This window comes from Nocardioides montaniterrae, from assembly GCF_054782655.1.
The window spans coordinates 363,361-376,428 of the sequence record NZ_BAAGSB010000002.1; the positions used below are offsets into that span (position 1 = coordinate 363,361).

Here is a 13,068-nt window from a genome sequence, read left to right on the forward strand (position 1 = left end):
AGACCAGGGGTAGATGACGGCGGAGCGCATGGGCTGGCGGACCTACCTCACCGTCGGAGTGGTCCTCGCCGCGGTCCTCACCGCGATGCTGCTGGTGCGCCCGCACCACCGCCATCACCACCACCGGAGCGCGGCCCCCGGTCCCGGCGAGCCGACCTCGTCGGTCGCCCCGACCCCGACGGACCTCACCCTGGGCGTCTACGGCTCCCCGGCCGAGCTCGCGACCTACCGCGGGCTGGCGTCGGCGTACCAGAAGGCGCACGCAGGGGTGCAGGTCGAGGTCAGGGCCTACGCCTCCCGGGCCGACCTGCTGCAGGCCGTCCACAGCGGTGCGGTGCCGGATGTCTACCTGCTCGACCGGTCCGACCTCAGCGGCGTGATCGACGCCGGCCTCAACCAGCCGCTCGGCACCATGCTGCCCGACCGTGGCGTCAGCCTGGGCGACAACTACTCGCGCGACGCGGTCGCCGCCTTCTCCGCCGACGACGACCTCCAGTGCATGCCGTTCACGGTCTCGCCGATGGTCATCTACTACAACACCGACCTGATCCACCTGCAGCGGATGCGCACCCGTGGCCTCTCGGTGCCGTCCTCGAGCGGTCTGACCTTCACGATGAACGACCTGCGCGCCGCAGCGCGGGTCGCGACCCGCGCCCGCGGCCACCACGCCGCCGGCATCGCCATCGCACCGACGTTGCAGGGGCTCGCGCCGTTCATCTACTCCGGCGGCGGACAGCTCTTCGACGACGACACCCACCCCACGCGGCTGGCCCTCGGCGACGACAGCTCAACCAACGCGCTGCGCAGCACCCTCGAGGTCCTGCGCGACCCGCAGCTCAGCCTGACCGCCGAGCAGCTCGGCAAGGACACCGCCGTCGACCGGTTCAAGGCCGGCCGCCTCGGCATGATCGCCGGCTTCCGTGGCCTCGTCCCGCAGCTCCGCGCCACCAAGGGCCTGCACTTCGACGTGCTGGCGATGCCGGTGATCGGCGACCACACCACCGTCGGGGAGTTCCGCGGGCTGTGCCTGGCCCACGGCAAGCACACCCAGGTCGAGGCCGCCGCGGACCTGCTGACCTCGCTGATCAGCGACGCCTCGATGCGCCGCGTCGCCCAGACTGGCTCGCTCGAGCCCGCCGACCTCCGGGTCGCGTACTCGAAGGCGTTCCTGCAGCCCACCCAGCAGCCCGCGAACTCGCTGGTCTTCACCCGGCTGCTGCGCTACATCGTGACCCCGCCGCTCGACGTCCCCTGGGGCCGCCTGCAGACGGCGGTCGCCGGCCAGCTCGATCAGCTGATGTCGACGCCGGTCCTCGATGACCTCGACGTACGCCTGGACAACATCGACAAGCGCTCGATGCGGATCCTGTCGCCGCCCACTCCGACGCCTTCTCCCAGCGCGTCGCCGACGAGCTAGTCGGACTCGGCTTCGAGGACCGCCCGGGCCAGGCTCGGGCCGGTCAGGCCGACCTGCCAGCCGCGGGCGCCCAGCTCACGGAGCTGGTCGATCATCGCCTCGAGCAGCGCGATCGGCTCGCGGGTCTTGGGCGGCGTCCACATCACGCGGCGCAGGTGGTCGGGGGTGAGCAGGTTCTCGAGCGGGAGGTCGTTGGTCTCGGCGATCTCCGCGATCGCGGCCTTGGCGACCTCCAGGCGGCGGGCGGCGACCGGGTCGCGGTCGGCCCAGGCGCGCGGCGGCGGCGGGCCCTCGTTGCGGCTCGCCCGGGTGGGGAGCTCGTCCTCCTCGAGGGCGGCAGCGCGGGCGATCGCCTCGAGCCAGTCGCTGGCGTGCCGGGACGCGCCCCGGCCGTGGAAGCCCTCGGTGCGCATGAGCGCGCCGCGTGAGGTCGGCATCGCGGTCGCGGCGGCGACCATCGCGGAGTCGGGGATCAGCCGCCCCGGCGTCACGTCGCGCTCACGCGCGATCTCGTCGCGGCGCTCCCAGAGCAGCTTGACGGCGGCCAGGTTGTGGCGGCCGCGAACCCGGTGCAGCCCGGACGTACGCCGCCACGCGTCCACGCGCGGCGTCGGCTCGAAGCCGCGGAGGTGGTCGAACTCCTGGGCGGCCCACTCGGCCTTGCCGGCCTCCTTGAGCTGGGCGGCCAACAGGTCGCGCAGCTCGACGAGCACCTCGACGTCGAGGGCGGCGTACTCCAGCCACGGCTCGGGCAGCGGCCGGGTCGACCAGTCGACCGCGGAGTGCTCCTTGAGCAGCTGCTGGCCCAGCAGGGTCTCGACCAGCGTCGCCAGGCCCACCCGCGGGTAGTTGAGCAGCCGGCCGGCCAGCTCGGTGTCGAACAGGGCGGTCGGTCGCAGGCCCACCTCGTTGAGGCAGGGAAGGTCCTGGGTGGCCGCGTGCAGGATCCACTCGGCGTCGCCGATGGCATCCTGGAGCAGGTCGAGGTTCTCGAACGGGATCGGGTCGATCAGGCCGATGCCCGCGCCCTCGCGCTTGACCTGGATCAGATAGGCACGGCTGGAGTAGCGGTAGCCCGACGCACGCTCGGCGTCGATCGCCACCGGTCCCGAGCCGGCCGCGATCGCGTCGCAGTACGCCGCCAGCGCCTCCTCGGTCTCGATGACCTCGGTCAGGCCGCCGGCGAGGCGGAGCAGCGGGGTCGCGACAGGCTCGACCGCCGCCTGGTCCTCGTCCATCGGATCGTCGGTCATCGGGGTGCGTCGCCTCGCTGGCCGCGTCGTGAGGGCATCACGGCGACGCCCTCGGGGACCGGCTCGAGGCCGCCGGCGGTGCACAGCAGCTCGCCCCACGCCTCGACGTGAGCGGTCAGGTCGGTCGGGTCGACGGGCGTCCAGGACGCCCGGATCTCGATCTGGGCGTTGCCGGGCTCGCCCTCCATCGTCCCGAAGCTCTCGGTCGCCACCCGGGTGACCGTGCCGGAGGCGGCGGTGTGGGCGACGCCCGCGGCGTCGAGCGCCTCCATCAGCCAGGTCCAGCCGACGTCGGCCAGCATCGGGTCGGTCGCGAGCTCGGTGTCGATCTCGGCGCGGCAGTAGGCCACGCAGCGGAAGGTGCCCTCCCAGGTGTCGTTGCCCGCCGGGTCGTGCAGCAGCACGAGGCGGCCGGTGGAGACCTCCTCGTCGTCCACCGTCACGTCCGCGGAGAGCGCCGCGGCGTACGGCGCGATGCGTTGCGGCGCGGGCATCTCCTCGCACCACACCTCGGGGCGGAAGCTCGCCGCCTGCAGGCAGGCGACGGCAGCCTCGAACTCCGGGGGGCCTCCGGCCGTGCCGGATCCCCGGTGAGTCTCCTGCGGGGCCACCATGACGCCAACACTAGGCGCTCCGGCGTACGGCGATGCGCGTCCCACGCCGTCCACCTGCGACCATGAGAGGCGTGAACGACCTGTCACAGAGTGCTTTCCTGGCGGCCGCGCGAGGCGAGAAGCCCGCGCACACCCCGGTCTGGTTCATGCGCCAGGCGGGTCGCGCGCTGCCGGAGTACCACAAGGTGCGCGAGGGCATCGCGATGCTCGAGTCCTGCATGAACGCGGACCTGATCACCGAGATCACGCTCCAGCCCGTACGCCGCTACGGCGTCGACGCGGCCATCTTCTTCTCCGACATCGTGCTGCCGCTCAAGGCGGTCGGCGTCGACCTCGAGATCAAGCCGGGCGTGGGCCCGGTCATCGCCTCCCCGGTGCGCACCCTCGCCGACGTCGAGGCGATCCCGGACATCACCCCCGAGCACCTGCCCTTCATCGCCGAGGCGGTCCAGAACCTCGTCGGCGAGCTCGGCTCGACCCCGCTCATCGGGTTCGCCGGCGCGCCGTTCACCGTGGCGTCGTACCTCGTCGAGGGCGGTCCGTCCCGCGAGTACGCCAAGACCAAGGCGATGATGTTCGGCGCCCCCGAGGTCTGGGACGCGCTGATGAGCAAGATCGCGCAGATCTCCGCCGGGTTCCTCGAGGTGCAGGTCGCGGCCGGCGCCTCCGCCGTCCAGCTCTTCGACTCGTGGGCCGGCGCCGTCAACCGCGACGACTACGTCTCGCACGTCCAGCCCTATTCCGCCCGGGTGCTGTCGCAGATCGGCGCGACCGGCGTACCCCGGATCCACTTCGGCGTGAACTCCGGTGAGCTGCTCGACCTCATGGGCGACGCCGGTGCGGACGTCGTGGGCGTCGACTGGCGGGTCAAGCTCGAGGACGGCATCCGGCGCATCGGGCCCGACCGCTGCGTCCAGGGCAACCTCGACAACACGCTGGTCTTCGCGCCGGACGAGGTGATGTTCGCGCGGGCCGCCTCGATCATCGACGCCGGTCGTGCTGCCAAGGGCCACATCTTCAACCTCGGCCACGGCGTCATCCCCTCGACGAACCCCGACCAGCTCAAGAAGCTCACGGAGTTCGTGCAGTCCTACCCGCTCGACTGACAGGCTGGTCGCCGTGCGGGTGGTCGTGGTCGGTGGGGGCATCGCCGGGCTGACCGCTGCCCATGAGCTGGTGCGTGCCGGAGCCTCGGTCGTCCTGCACGAAGGCAGCGACCGGGTCGGCGGGAAGCTGCGGGCCGGCTCCGTCGCGGGGGTGAGCGTCGACGTCGGCGCCGAGGCGATGATCAACCGGCGGCCCGAGGCCGTTGCGCTGGCTGCTTCGCTGGGGCTGCCGCTCGTGCATCCCACGTCCGCGACCTCTCGCATCTGGACCCGTGACGCGCTGCGGCCGCTGCCGCGGACGTTGCTGGGGGCGCCCGTGGACCTCGACGGTCTCGCTTCCTCCGGGATTCTCTCTCCTGCCGGCCTTGCTCGTGCTTCGGCGCAGATTCCGGTGGTGGTGTCGGACGACGTCGCGGTCGGTGCTGCCGTCGCCGAGCGGTTCGGCGACGAGGTCGCCGACCGGCTCCTCGAGCCGCTGCTGGGTGGCGTGTACGCCGGCCTGGCCCGGGACATCTCGATCCGCGCCGCCGCTCCTCAGCTGATCGGGCCGTTGGCGGCCGAGGTGTTCTCGGCCCCCACCGGGCCCGCCACGGCCGAGTCGCCGGTCTTCGCCGGCATCGAGGGCGGGATGTGGCGGCTCGCCTCCGCTCTTGCCTCTGCGATCGTCGAGGGCGGTGGGGAGATCCGGCTCGAGGCTCCGGTGACCTCCTTCGGGGACCTCTCGGCCGATGGGATCGTGCTGGCGACCCCGGCCGCTGCTTCGGCCCGGCTGCTCGGCGACATCGCGCCCGGCGCCGCCGCCGAGCTGGCCTCCATCGGCTACGCATCGACCGCCCTGGTGACGCTCGCGTTCCGTGCCTCCGAGGCCGCCGATGCGCTCGACGTCGGAGCCTCCGGCTTCCTGGTGCCGGCGGTCGACGGCCGCCGCATCAAGGCGTCGACGTACTCCTTCGCCAAGTGGGACTGGGTCCGTGCCGCCGGGGGTGACCTGCTGATCCTGCGCACGTCCCTTGGTCGCTTCGGCGAGGAGGCCTCGCTGCAGGTGCCCGATGCTGCACTGATCGAGGCGTCGCTCGCCGACCTCCGCGAGGCCACCGGTCTCACCGCCGCTCCCGTCGACGCCGTCGTCCAGCGCTGGGGCGGCGGGCTTCCCCAGTACGCCGTCGGCCATCTCGACCGCGTCGCGCGCATCCGCGCCGCCGTCGCCGAGGTCCCTGGGCTCGAGGTCTGCGGTGCGGCGTACGACGGTGTCGGGATCGCCCCGACCGTCGCATCAGCGCAGAAGGCCGTCGCGGCTCTCCTTTCCTGACCTGATCACCGTGGCGACCCCGCCGATCACGACGGCGCCGAACGTGGTGCCGATGAGTACCATGATGGCTCCCGCGACCCACATGCCGTCGTCGCTCACTGGGTCCGTCGTTGCGACGACGGTCTGCACCCACGCGGCCGTGAACGCGATCGGCATCAGCATCAGCGTGAGTGGGTGCACGCGGATCGCTCCGAGCAGTGCGACCGCGAGAAGGGTGCCGGCGCAGCCGATGACCTGCCAGGTCTCGTAGGGCCCGTGCCACTGACCGGCCGCGTTGCGCTGGTAGGTGTGGTCCCAGCCGAGCCATGCCCACCAGGATCCGGCGGCCCCCAGGCCGAGGGTGACAGCAGCGGCGATGCGGCGGGTTGGAGTTCTCATGCTCGAGGGTCCCGCTGCGCGATCGGCCGATGCGTGAGCACGGGTGCTCAGCTGCCCCGGCACAATGGGGTCATGACCGACCCGCAGGCCCACATCCAGAGCAACGCCGCCAAGATCAACGAGCTCAACGACACGATCCGCTTCACGATGTGGTCGGTCTTCAAGCTCGAGCGGGTGCTCGGTGGTGACGACGCGCAGCGCAAGGTCGAGGCGGGGGAGCTCGAGGCGTTCCTGGCCGAGCTCGCCGAGGCCGACGTGGTCGTGCGTGGCCTGTACGACGTCGCCGGCCTGCGTGCCGATGCCGACCTGATGATCTGGTGGCACGCCTCGACCTCCGACGAGCTGCAGGCGGCGTACCACCGCTTCCGTCGTACGGCGTTCGGCTCGCGTCTCGCGCCCGTCTGGTCGCAGATGGCGCTGCACCGCCCGGCGGAGTTCAACCGCAGCCACCTGCCGGCGTTCCTGGCCGACGAGCGGGCGCACGACTACGCGGCGGTCTACCCCTTCGTCCGCTCCTACGAGTGGTACCTCCTCGAGGACGCCGAGCGCCGTCGCCTGCTCGCCGAGCACGGCCAGATGGCGCGCGGCTATCCCGACGTCCGTGCCAACACGGTGCCTAGCTTCGCGCTGGGTGACTACGAGTGGATGCTCGCCTTCGAGGCGGACGACCTCACCCGCATCGTCGACCTGATGCGCCACCTGCGCGGCTCGGAGACCCGACGCCACGTGCGCGAGGAGGTCCCGTTCTACACCGGTCGCCGGGTCGAGCCGGCGGCTCTGCTGGAGCGCCTGCCCTGAGGCGCTGAGCTGTGAAGTGGGGCGAGGCTCAGAGGCCTCGCTCCACTTCACAACCTGATGCCTGTGGAGAGCGGACGCGCGATGTCGGCGCAATGCCGACACTGGTCCGATGGATGCGTGGCGGCGCGTGGCCGAGCAGCAGGCGGGGCTGATCACCCGAGCGCAGCTCAACGCGCTCGGGGTCCGTCGCTGGACCGTCGCGCAGCGGGTCAGGACCGAGCGCTGGCAGCAGGTCAGCTCTCGGGTCGTCTGCACGACGACCGGCGAGCTCACCCGCGAGCAGCGGGCGTGGCTCGGGGTGCTGCACGCCGGCGACGGGGCGCTGATCGGTGGCCTCACCACAGCTGAGGACCTGGGTCTCCGCGGGTGGCAGCGCGATGTCACCACCGTCCTGGTGCCCTACGAGCTGGGGAGGCCGACCCCCGTGGAGGGCATCCGGTTCATCCGCACGCGCAGAGATCTCGCCGCGATGCGGCTGCGGCGGTATGGCCTGCCTCGGTGCGGACTCGAGGCCGCGGTGCTGCTGTTCGCCGCGCAGGACCGATCCGAGCGGACCGCGCAGGGCGTGCTGGCTGCCTGCGTCCAACAGGGCCTGACGACTCCCGAGCGCCTGGAGGAGTGGGTGGAGCGCCTCGTGCCGCTACGGCGGAGCGCGCTGTTCCGGCGGACGTTGGCGGAGATCGCAGGCGGCGCGCAGTCGCTCGCTGAGATCGACGTGGCCCGGATGTGCCGGCGCGCGGGGCTGCGCCTGCCCGACCGGCAGGTCCGTCGCCGTGACGCCCACGGCCGGCTCCGCTACACCGACTGCGAGTGGCGGCTCGCTGACGGCCGCACGGCAGTGCTCGAGGTCGACGGCCTGTTCCACATGGACGTGGAGCAGTGGGAGGACGACATCGCCCGGCAGCGCGCGCTGACGACCCCGAGCCGTCTGGTGGTGCGCTGCACGACGCGTGAGGTGCGGGAGTGCTCGGAGGTGGTGGCCGCGGACCTCCGTCGTCTGGGAGTTCCACTCGCCGCCTGAGGGGTTGTGAAGCGGAGCGAGGCCCAGAGACCGCGCTCCGCTTCACGACCCCACCGAGAATTTAAACTTGCAAAGTCGAGTGATTTAGTGGACTATTGACCCATGTCCACCGACACCCACCCCACGCTCGACGTGGACCTCACTCGCGCGGGAGCCGCTCACGCATCGGCTCCCGCGCGAGTATCGGCACGGGCCGCGTTCCAGGAGGCCATCACCGATGGCGCGCTGCTCGTCGACATCCGGCCGGCCGAGGTGCGGTCGACGTACGGCGGCATCGCGCCCTGGATGTGCCCGTTGGTGATCGGGCCGGACGGCATCGAGCGGCTGCTCGACCCCCGCTCGGAGCAGCGGATCCCGCGGGCGGCGTACGGCCTGCGCGTGATCGTGGTCGGGCAGGCGGGTTACACCTCGTGGCTCGCGGCGCACTCGCTGCGGGCCCTCGGCGTCGAGCGGGCCACCGACCTCGACGGCGGGTTCCTCGCCTGGCGCGATGCCGGGATGCCGGTGATCGGCCCGGCACCCATCTGATTGGTCGTACGATCCGAGCATGCGCACCAAGCTCGCCGCCTTCGCCCTGACGGCCCTGGCCCTCGTCGTCACGGGTTGCGGTGCCGGGGACGACTCGGCCCGTGACAAGGCCACGGACCCGGCGCAGTCGGCGGGCCCGTACGTCGTGCTCACCCAGCCCACGTTCGCCGGCGGGCTGTTCGCCCCGCTGCACGACGGGCTGACCGGCCACATCAAGACCGCCGTCGACGGGACCGAGCTGGACGTCGACGTGCGCTACCGCGCCGGCGGCGCGATGGACATGGCCGGCCGGATGACTGAGGGCGGCGAGGTCAACGACATCGTCCTGGTCGACGGTGACTTCTTCCAGAAGGGCACCGGCGAGAAGCGCTGGAGCGAGTTCCCCCAGGACTTCGCCCGCGAGATGGTCGGTTCGCTCGACGACGCCAACCCGGCGAACGTCGCGGCCGACCTCAAGGCCGGCCTCCAGTCCGTGAAGTACGTCGGCAAGAGTGCGATCGGCAGCCAGAAGTACCACCTGTACCGGCTCACGATGAGCCGCTCGTGGGTGCTCTCCCAGGCCCGGGCCGAGGCGCAGCAGGCCGGCCGGAAGCCGCCGAAGGCCGCCGACGTGCCGGGCGTGAGCTACCGCGTCTGGCTCGACGACGACAACCTGCTCCGCCGGATCCTGGTCGACACCGGGCACAAGGCGATGCCGATGGACTTCACCGACTGGGGCGACCCGGTCAGCATCGAGGCGCCGCCCGCCAAGGACGTCGCCTCGCTCGACGGCTGATCCTGCGGACCGCTGAGTAGGCTCATGGGCATGGCCTATGACGTCGACAAGTCGGACCAGGAGTGGCGCGAGCAGCTGAGCGCCGAGGAGTACGCCGTCCTCCGCAAGGCGGGCACCGAGCGCGCGTTCACCGGTGAGTACACCGACACCGAGACCAAGGGCGTCTACCGCTGCAAGGCGTGCCAGGCCAAGCTCTTCGAGTCCGACACCAAGTTCCACTCCGGCTGTGGCTGGCCGAGCTTCTACCAGCCGCTCGACAACACCGCGGTCGAGTACATCGAGGACACCAGCCACGGCATGAAGCGGGTCGAGGTCCGCTGCGCCAGCTGTGGCTCACACCTCGGGCACGTCTTCCCCGACGGCTACGGCACCCCGACCGGCGACCGCTTCTGCATCAACTCGATCAGCCTCACCCTCGAGGCTGCGGGCGACGCCGACGCGTCATGACCTTCGAGGTCGCCGGTGACCGCTACGACAACTTCATGGGTCGCTACACCGCCGGCCTCGCCCCGCTGCTCGCCGACGCGGCCGAGGTCCGCTACGGGATGCAGCTGCTCGACGTCGGGTGCGGTCCGGGCGGCCTGACCGCCGAGCTGGCCGAGCGGGTGCGTCCCGCCGGCATCTGTGCCATCGACCCCAGCCTGCCGTTCGTCGAGGCCTGCCGCGCACGGCTGCCCGGCGTCGCCGTCGTCCACGGCACGGCCGAGGACCTGCCGTTCGACGACGACGAGTTCGACGCGAGCCTGTCCAGCCTCGTCGTCGGCTTCATGACCGACCCGCTCCAGGGCGTGCGCGAGATGGCGCGCGTGACCAAGCCCGGTGGAGCGGTGGCGATCTGCTTCTGGGACGTCTCGCGCCACCAGATGCTCTCGCTGGGCACCCGCGCGGTCCATGCTGCGCGTACGGACGCCGCACCCCACTTCGACGTGGTCGGCACCCGCGAGGGTGACATCAGCGGCCTGATGCGCGAGGCGGGGCTGGACGTCGAGCACGAGGGCGAGCTCCACGTCGAGGCGGCGTACGACGACTTCGACGACCTGTGGTCCTCGATCACCGGGGGTGCCGGGCCGCTCGTCGACGCTCTCGCGCAGCTGTCCGGCGACGAGGTGGCCCGGGCGCGCGAAGCCGCCCGCAGCGAGGTCCCGGACGGACCGTTCACGCTGACCGCCGTGGCTTGGTACGCCGTCGGCCGCGGCTGATCGCTACTTCTCGACCCGGTTGCCCTGCTCGTCCCAGTGCTCGGCGACCTTCTTGGAGGGCTGGACCCGCGGGGGCTCCCCGGGCATCTTGGGATAGTCCGGCGGGTAGTTGAGCTCGATCGGGTTCGCCTCCCAGAGCTCGAGCAGCGGCTCCAACGAGTGCGCCACCGAGTCGATGTCGGCCCAGGGGTCGCCGTCCTCCACCAGGTCGCGGACCGTGAACAGGTTCAGCTCGGCCGGGTCCGAGAGGTCGGCCAGCGCCGACCAGGACAGGGGAGTGGAGACGGGGGCGCCGGGCCGGGGGCGCAGCGACCAGGCTGAGGCGATGGTGCGGTCGCGGTTGTTCTGGTTGAAGTCCACGAAGATCCGCTCGCCGCGCTCCTCCTTCCACCACGCGGTGGTGACGCCCTGGTCGCGCTTCTCCAGCTCGCGCCCGAACGCGATCGCGGCGTGGCGGACCTCCTCGAAGGTCCAGCGCGGCTCGATGCGCACGTAGACGTGGATGCCGCGGTTCCCGCTGGTCTTGGCGTACGCCGTGATGCCCAGCGAGGCGAACGTCTCGCGGGCGACCCCGGCGACCCGCACCGCGTCGGCGAACCCCGTTCCCGGCTGCGGGTCGAGGTCGATGCGCAGCTCGTCGGGATGGTCGACGTCGTCGGCACGCACCGCCCACGGGTGGAAGGTCAGCGTGCCCATGTGGGCCGCCCACACGGCGGCGGCCGGCTCGGTGATGAGCAGCTCGTCGATCGGCCGGCCGTTGGGCGTCGAGACGCGGCAGGTCTCGACCCAGTCGGGTGCGCCCTTCGGCAGCCGCTTGGAGTAGAACCCGTCGCCCTGCTGCTGGCCCGTCGGTCCGACGGAGAGCTGCATGCCCTCGCGCCAGCCTCCCGGCCAACGCTCGAGCGCGACCGGCCGCGATCCGTTGGCGTGCATGAAGACCTCGCCGACGTCGGCGAAGTGCTGGGCCGCCATCAGCTTGGTGACCTCCGGGGTCCGCTCGGTCGCCTCGTAGATCACCCGGTCCGGGCTGGAGACCCGCACCTCCCGGTCGCCCGCAACGACGTACGCCTCCTTGGCCATGCGGGCAACGTTAGGGCCTGCACCCCAGGAATCAGCCCAGGGATCAGCCCAGAGATCAGCCCAGGGTCAGGCCGAAGGCGCGCAGCACCGAGGTGGCGTTGCGGGCCTTGCGCAGCGGCGCGGTGTGCGAGACCTGCGACAGCGAGCGGCTCAGGCCGTAGTGGTTCAGCGGGGTGCTGACCACCTTGCCGTTCAACGAGCGGTGCGCGACGACGGTCAGGATCCGGTTGCCGTCGCTGTGGTCGTCCTCGTCGGCGGTGATCACGATCGCCAGCCGGCCGCTGGTGAAGTCGGGACCTGCCAGCGCGCGGCCGACCTTGGCCTTCAGCCAGCTGTCGGCCACCGACAGCGAGCAGTCGTGCGCGTCGCTGCACAGGTTCGGGATCACGAAGCCGACGTTGGGCAGCCGGCCGTTGGTGACGTCGGCGGCGTACGCCTTGAGAGGTACGTCGAAGCGCCGGCAACCGCGCCGGGCGGCGGTGAAGTAGGCCCAGGCGTTGTGCTTGACGGCGTAGCGACCGGACGGGTCCAGGGCGCAGGTGGTCGGCATCGATTCGGCGTACACCTTGGCCCGCCGGCCGGCGGCGAGCGTGCGGCCGAAGACCGAACGCCCGGAGAGCGGGTGGCTGGCGGGCGACAGGTCGTCGCGGATGCCGAACGTCGAGCCGCCGGCCATGGCCAGGTAGTTGGGCAGCGACGGGTGGGTCACCGCGTGGTAGGCGGTCGTGTGGCCGTAGCGCTTGGCGAGTCGGTAGACCCACGGCATGCCGGCCCGCATCTCTGCCATCGAGTGGTTCTCCACGACGAAGACGAGGACCTTGGAGACCGAGCCGGCGACGCGTGGCGCGGTCGGCGCGGAGGCCTGGCGGGCCTCGCCGGAGGCGTGCGGGGCCGAGCCGCAGCCGGTCAGCAGGGTCGCCATGGCCAGGGCGATTCCGAGACGACGAACCATGTCCTCAGTGAAGCAGACCGGCCGCGCGGGCGACCTCGGCGTACGCCTCGGCGAGGCTGCTCACCGTCTCGTGGGCGTTCAGGCCGCTCGGGTTGGGCACCACCCACAGCTCGCTCGCGCCCCAGTCCTCGGGCTGGCGCCCCATGGTCGCCTTCGGCAGCCCGTACGCCGACCGGTACGCCGTGATGCCCGCGACCGCGACCACCTTCGGTCTCCGCTCGTCCACCAGTGCGCGAAGGACCGCGCCGCCCTCCTCCAGCTCGGCCCTGGTCAGCTCGGAGGCCTTCGCCGTCGCGCGGTGGACCAGGTTGGTGATGCCGATGCCGCGCGCGCGGATGCGGTCGCGGTCGGCCTCGGACATGCCGTCGGCCGGGTCGATCGGCTCGGTGATCACGCCGCCCTGGAGCAGCGCCGGGTAGAAGCGGTTGCCCGGGTGGGCGAAGTGGGTCTGCGTCGCCGCGGTCCACAGGCCGGGGTTGATGCCGACGAAGAGAAGCCGGAGGTCCTGGTCCGGACGCGGCAGGAGATCGGGCACGACGGCGTCGCGGAACGACTCGAGCTCCGCTCGGGAGAAGGTACGCCGGGCCACGGACCCAGCCTGCCGCACCGAAGGGAACCGCACGGTCCTGGGTAGCGTC

At 71.8% G+C, this 13,068-nt stretch carries 15 protein-coding genes; 9 read left to right on the forward strand and 6 right to left on the reverse strand.

What is annotated here, in order from left to right:
• Positions 1-13 precede the first annotated feature (13 nt).
• Positions 14-1,417, forward strand: a complete 1,404-nt coding sequence (locus ACYVJ3_RS05210) for an ABC transporter substrate-binding protein (protein WP_460851454.1) — start codon at positions 14-16, stop codon at positions 1,415-1,417.
• Here the strand turns inward: ACYVJ3_RS05210 and ACYVJ3_RS05215 are convergent.
• Both ACYVJ3_RS05215 and ACYVJ3_RS05220 read right to left on the reverse strand, forming a co-directional pair.
• Complete coding sequence (locus ACYVJ3_RS05215) at positions 1,414-2,670, reverse strand: HRDC domain-containing protein (protein ID WP_460851455.1); 1,257 nt, start codon at positions 2,668-2,670, stop codon at positions 1,414-1,416. The two genes, ACYVJ3_RS05210 and ACYVJ3_RS05215, sit on opposite strands and share 4 nt — an antisense overlap.
• Positions 2,667-3,284 (reverse strand): DUF3000 domain-containing protein, encoded by a 618-nt coding sequence (locus ACYVJ3_RS05220; protein WP_460851456.1) that lies wholly within the window; start codon positions 3,282-3,284, stop codon positions 2,667-2,669. Before ACYVJ3_RS05220 ends, ACYVJ3_RS05215 begins: the two co-directional genes overlap by 4 nt.
• Positions 3,285-3,346: 62 nt before the next feature.
• Between ACYVJ3_RS05220 and hemE the strand changes: the two genes are divergently transcribed.
• Together hemE and ACYVJ3_RS05230 are read left to right on the forward strand one after the other, a co-directional pair.
• Entirely contained in the window at positions 3,347-4,390 is a 1,044-nt protein-coding gene (hemE, locus tag ACYVJ3_RS05225) for a uroporphyrinogen decarboxylase (protein ID WP_460851457.1), read from the forward strand.
• A 13-nt stretch (positions 4,391-4,403) separates the two neighbouring features.
• On the forward strand, positions 4,404-5,699 hold the full coding sequence (locus ACYVJ3_RS05230; protein WP_460851458.1) for a protoporphyrinogen/coproporphyrinogen oxidase: 1,296 nt from the start codon (positions 4,404-4,406) through the stop codon (positions 5,697-5,699).
• Here the strand turns inward: ACYVJ3_RS05230 and ACYVJ3_RS05235 are convergent.
• A complete protein-coding gene (locus ACYVJ3_RS05235) occupies positions 5,664-6,077 on the reverse strand; it encodes a hypothetical protein (protein WP_460851459.1) in 414 nt (137 codons plus the stop codon). The two genes, ACYVJ3_RS05230 and ACYVJ3_RS05235, sit on opposite strands and share 36 nt — an antisense overlap.
• Positions 6,078-6,149: 72 nt before the next feature.
• On the opposite strand from ACYVJ3_RS05235, the gene hemQ reads away from it, so the two are divergent.
• The 6 genes from hemQ to ACYVJ3_RS05265 all read left to right on the forward strand — a co-directional run bounded on the left by hemQ (position 6,150) and on the right by ACYVJ3_RS05265 (position 10,398).
• Positions 6,150-6,875 carry a hydrogen peroxide-dependent heme synthase gene (gene hemQ, locus ACYVJ3_RS05240; protein ID WP_460851460.1) on the forward strand — a complete coding sequence of 242 codons (726 nt, stop codon included), beginning with the start codon at positions 6,150-6,152 and terminating at the stop codon, positions 6,873-6,875.
• 109 nt (positions 6,876-6,984) lie between these two features.
• Positions 6,985-7,896: a hypothetical protein gene (locus tag ACYVJ3_RS05245; RefSeq protein WP_460851461.1), complete on the forward strand. Its 912-nt coding sequence runs from the start codon at positions 6,985-6,987 to the stop codon at positions 7,894-7,896.
• A 102-nt stretch (positions 7,897-7,998) separates the two neighbouring features.
• Positions 7,999-8,424 carry a rhodanese-like domain-containing protein gene (locus ACYVJ3_RS05250; RefSeq protein WP_460851462.1) on the forward strand — a complete coding sequence of 142 codons (426 nt, stop codon included), beginning with the start codon at positions 7,999-8,001 and terminating at the stop codon, positions 8,422-8,424.
• 19 nt (positions 8,425-8,443) lie between these two features.
• Entirely contained in the window at positions 8,444-9,199 is a 756-nt protein-coding gene (locus ACYVJ3_RS05255; RefSeq protein WP_460851463.1) for a hypothetical protein, read from the forward strand.
• Positions 9,200-9,229: 30 nt separating this feature from the next.
• Positions 9,230-9,646: a peptide-methionine (R)-S-oxide reductase MsrB gene (msrB, locus tag ACYVJ3_RS05260; RefSeq protein WP_460851464.1), complete on the forward strand. Its 417-nt coding sequence runs from the start codon at positions 9,230-9,232 to the stop codon at positions 9,644-9,646.
• The gene (locus tag ACYVJ3_RS05265) at positions 9,643-10,398 is read left to right on the forward strand and encodes a class I SAM-dependent methyltransferase (RefSeq protein WP_460851465.1); all 756 of its coding nucleotides are present in this window, start codon (positions 9,643-9,645) and stop codon (positions 10,396-10,398) included. The genes msrB and ACYVJ3_RS05265 overlap by 4 nt, the downstream gene beginning before the upstream one ends.
• A gap of 3 nt (positions 10,399-10,401) precedes the next feature.
• On the opposite strand, the gene ACYVJ3_RS05270 is transcribed toward ACYVJ3_RS05265, so the two are convergent.
• The 3 genes from ACYVJ3_RS05270 to ACYVJ3_RS05280 are packed head-to-tail and all read right to left on the reverse strand — an operon-like array spanning position 10,402 to position 13,019.
• A complete protein-coding gene (locus ACYVJ3_RS05270; RefSeq protein WP_460851466.1) occupies positions 10,402-11,478 on the reverse strand; it encodes a DNA polymerase domain-containing protein in 1,077 nt (358 codons plus the stop codon).
• 55 nt (positions 11,479-11,533) lie between these two features.
• On the reverse strand, positions 11,534-12,430 hold the full coding sequence (locus ACYVJ3_RS05275) for an alkaline phosphatase family protein (RefSeq protein ID WP_460851467.1): 897 nt from the start codon (positions 12,428-12,430) through the stop codon (positions 11,534-11,536).
• Positions 12,431-12,434: 4 nt separating this feature from the next.
• Positions 12,435-13,019: a mismatch-specific DNA-glycosylase gene (locus ACYVJ3_RS05280; RefSeq protein ID WP_460851468.1), complete on the reverse strand. Its 585-nt coding sequence runs from the start codon at positions 13,017-13,019 to the stop codon at positions 12,435-12,437.
• Positions 13,020-13,068 lie beyond the last annotated feature (49 nt).

Excerpts from the sequence above, each read along its gene's own strand:
- ACYVJ3_RS05210 (WP_460851454.1), top strand. The coding sequence starts at position 14 with ATGACGGCGGAGCGCATGGGCTGGCGGACCTACCTCACCGTCGGAGTG.
- ACYVJ3_RS05215 (WP_460851455.1), bottom strand. The coding sequence starts at position 2,670 with ATGACCGACGATCCGATGGACGAGGACCAGGCGGCGGTCGAGCCTGTC.
- ACYVJ3_RS05220 (WP_460851456.1), bottom strand. The coding sequence starts at position 3,284 with ATGGTGGCCCCGCAGGAGACTCACCGGGGATCCGGCACGGCCGGAGGC.
- hemE (WP_460851457.1), top strand. The coding sequence starts at position 3,347 with ATGAGAGGCGTGAACGACCTGTCACAGAGTGCTTTCCTGGCGGCCGCG.
- ACYVJ3_RS05235 (WP_460851459.1), bottom strand. The coding sequence starts at position 6,077 with ATGAGAACTCCAACCCGCCGCATCGCCGCTGCTGTCACCCTCGGCCTG.
- hemQ (WP_460851460.1), top strand. The coding sequence starts at position 6,150 with ATGACCGACCCGCAGGCCCACATCCAGAGCAACGCCGCCAAGATCAAC.
- ACYVJ3_RS05245 (WP_460851461.1), top strand. The coding sequence starts at position 6,985 with ATGGATGCGTGGCGGCGCGTGGCCGAGCAGCAGGCGGGGCTGATCACC.
- ACYVJ3_RS05250 (WP_460851462.1), top strand. The coding sequence starts at position 7,999 with ATGTCCACCGACACCCACCCCACGCTCGACGTGGACCTCACTCGCGCG.
- ACYVJ3_RS05255 (WP_460851463.1), top strand. The coding sequence starts at position 8,444 with ATGCGCACCAAGCTCGCCGCCTTCGCCCTGACGGCCCTGGCCCTCGTC.
- msrB (WP_460851464.1), top strand. The coding sequence starts at position 9,230 with ATGGCCTATGACGTCGACAAGTCGGACCAGGAGTGGCGCGAGCAGCTG.
- ACYVJ3_RS05265 (WP_460851465.1), top strand. The coding sequence starts at position 9,643 with ATGACCTTCGAGGTCGCCGGTGACCGCTACGACAACTTCATGGGTCGC.
- ACYVJ3_RS05270 (WP_460851466.1), bottom strand. The coding sequence starts at position 11,478 with ATGGCCAAGGAGGCGTACGTCGTTGCGGGCGACCGGGAGGTGCGGGTC.
- ACYVJ3_RS05275 (WP_460851467.1), bottom strand. The coding sequence starts at position 12,430 with ATGGTTCGTCGTCTCGGAATCGCCCTGGCCATGGCGACCCTGCTGACC.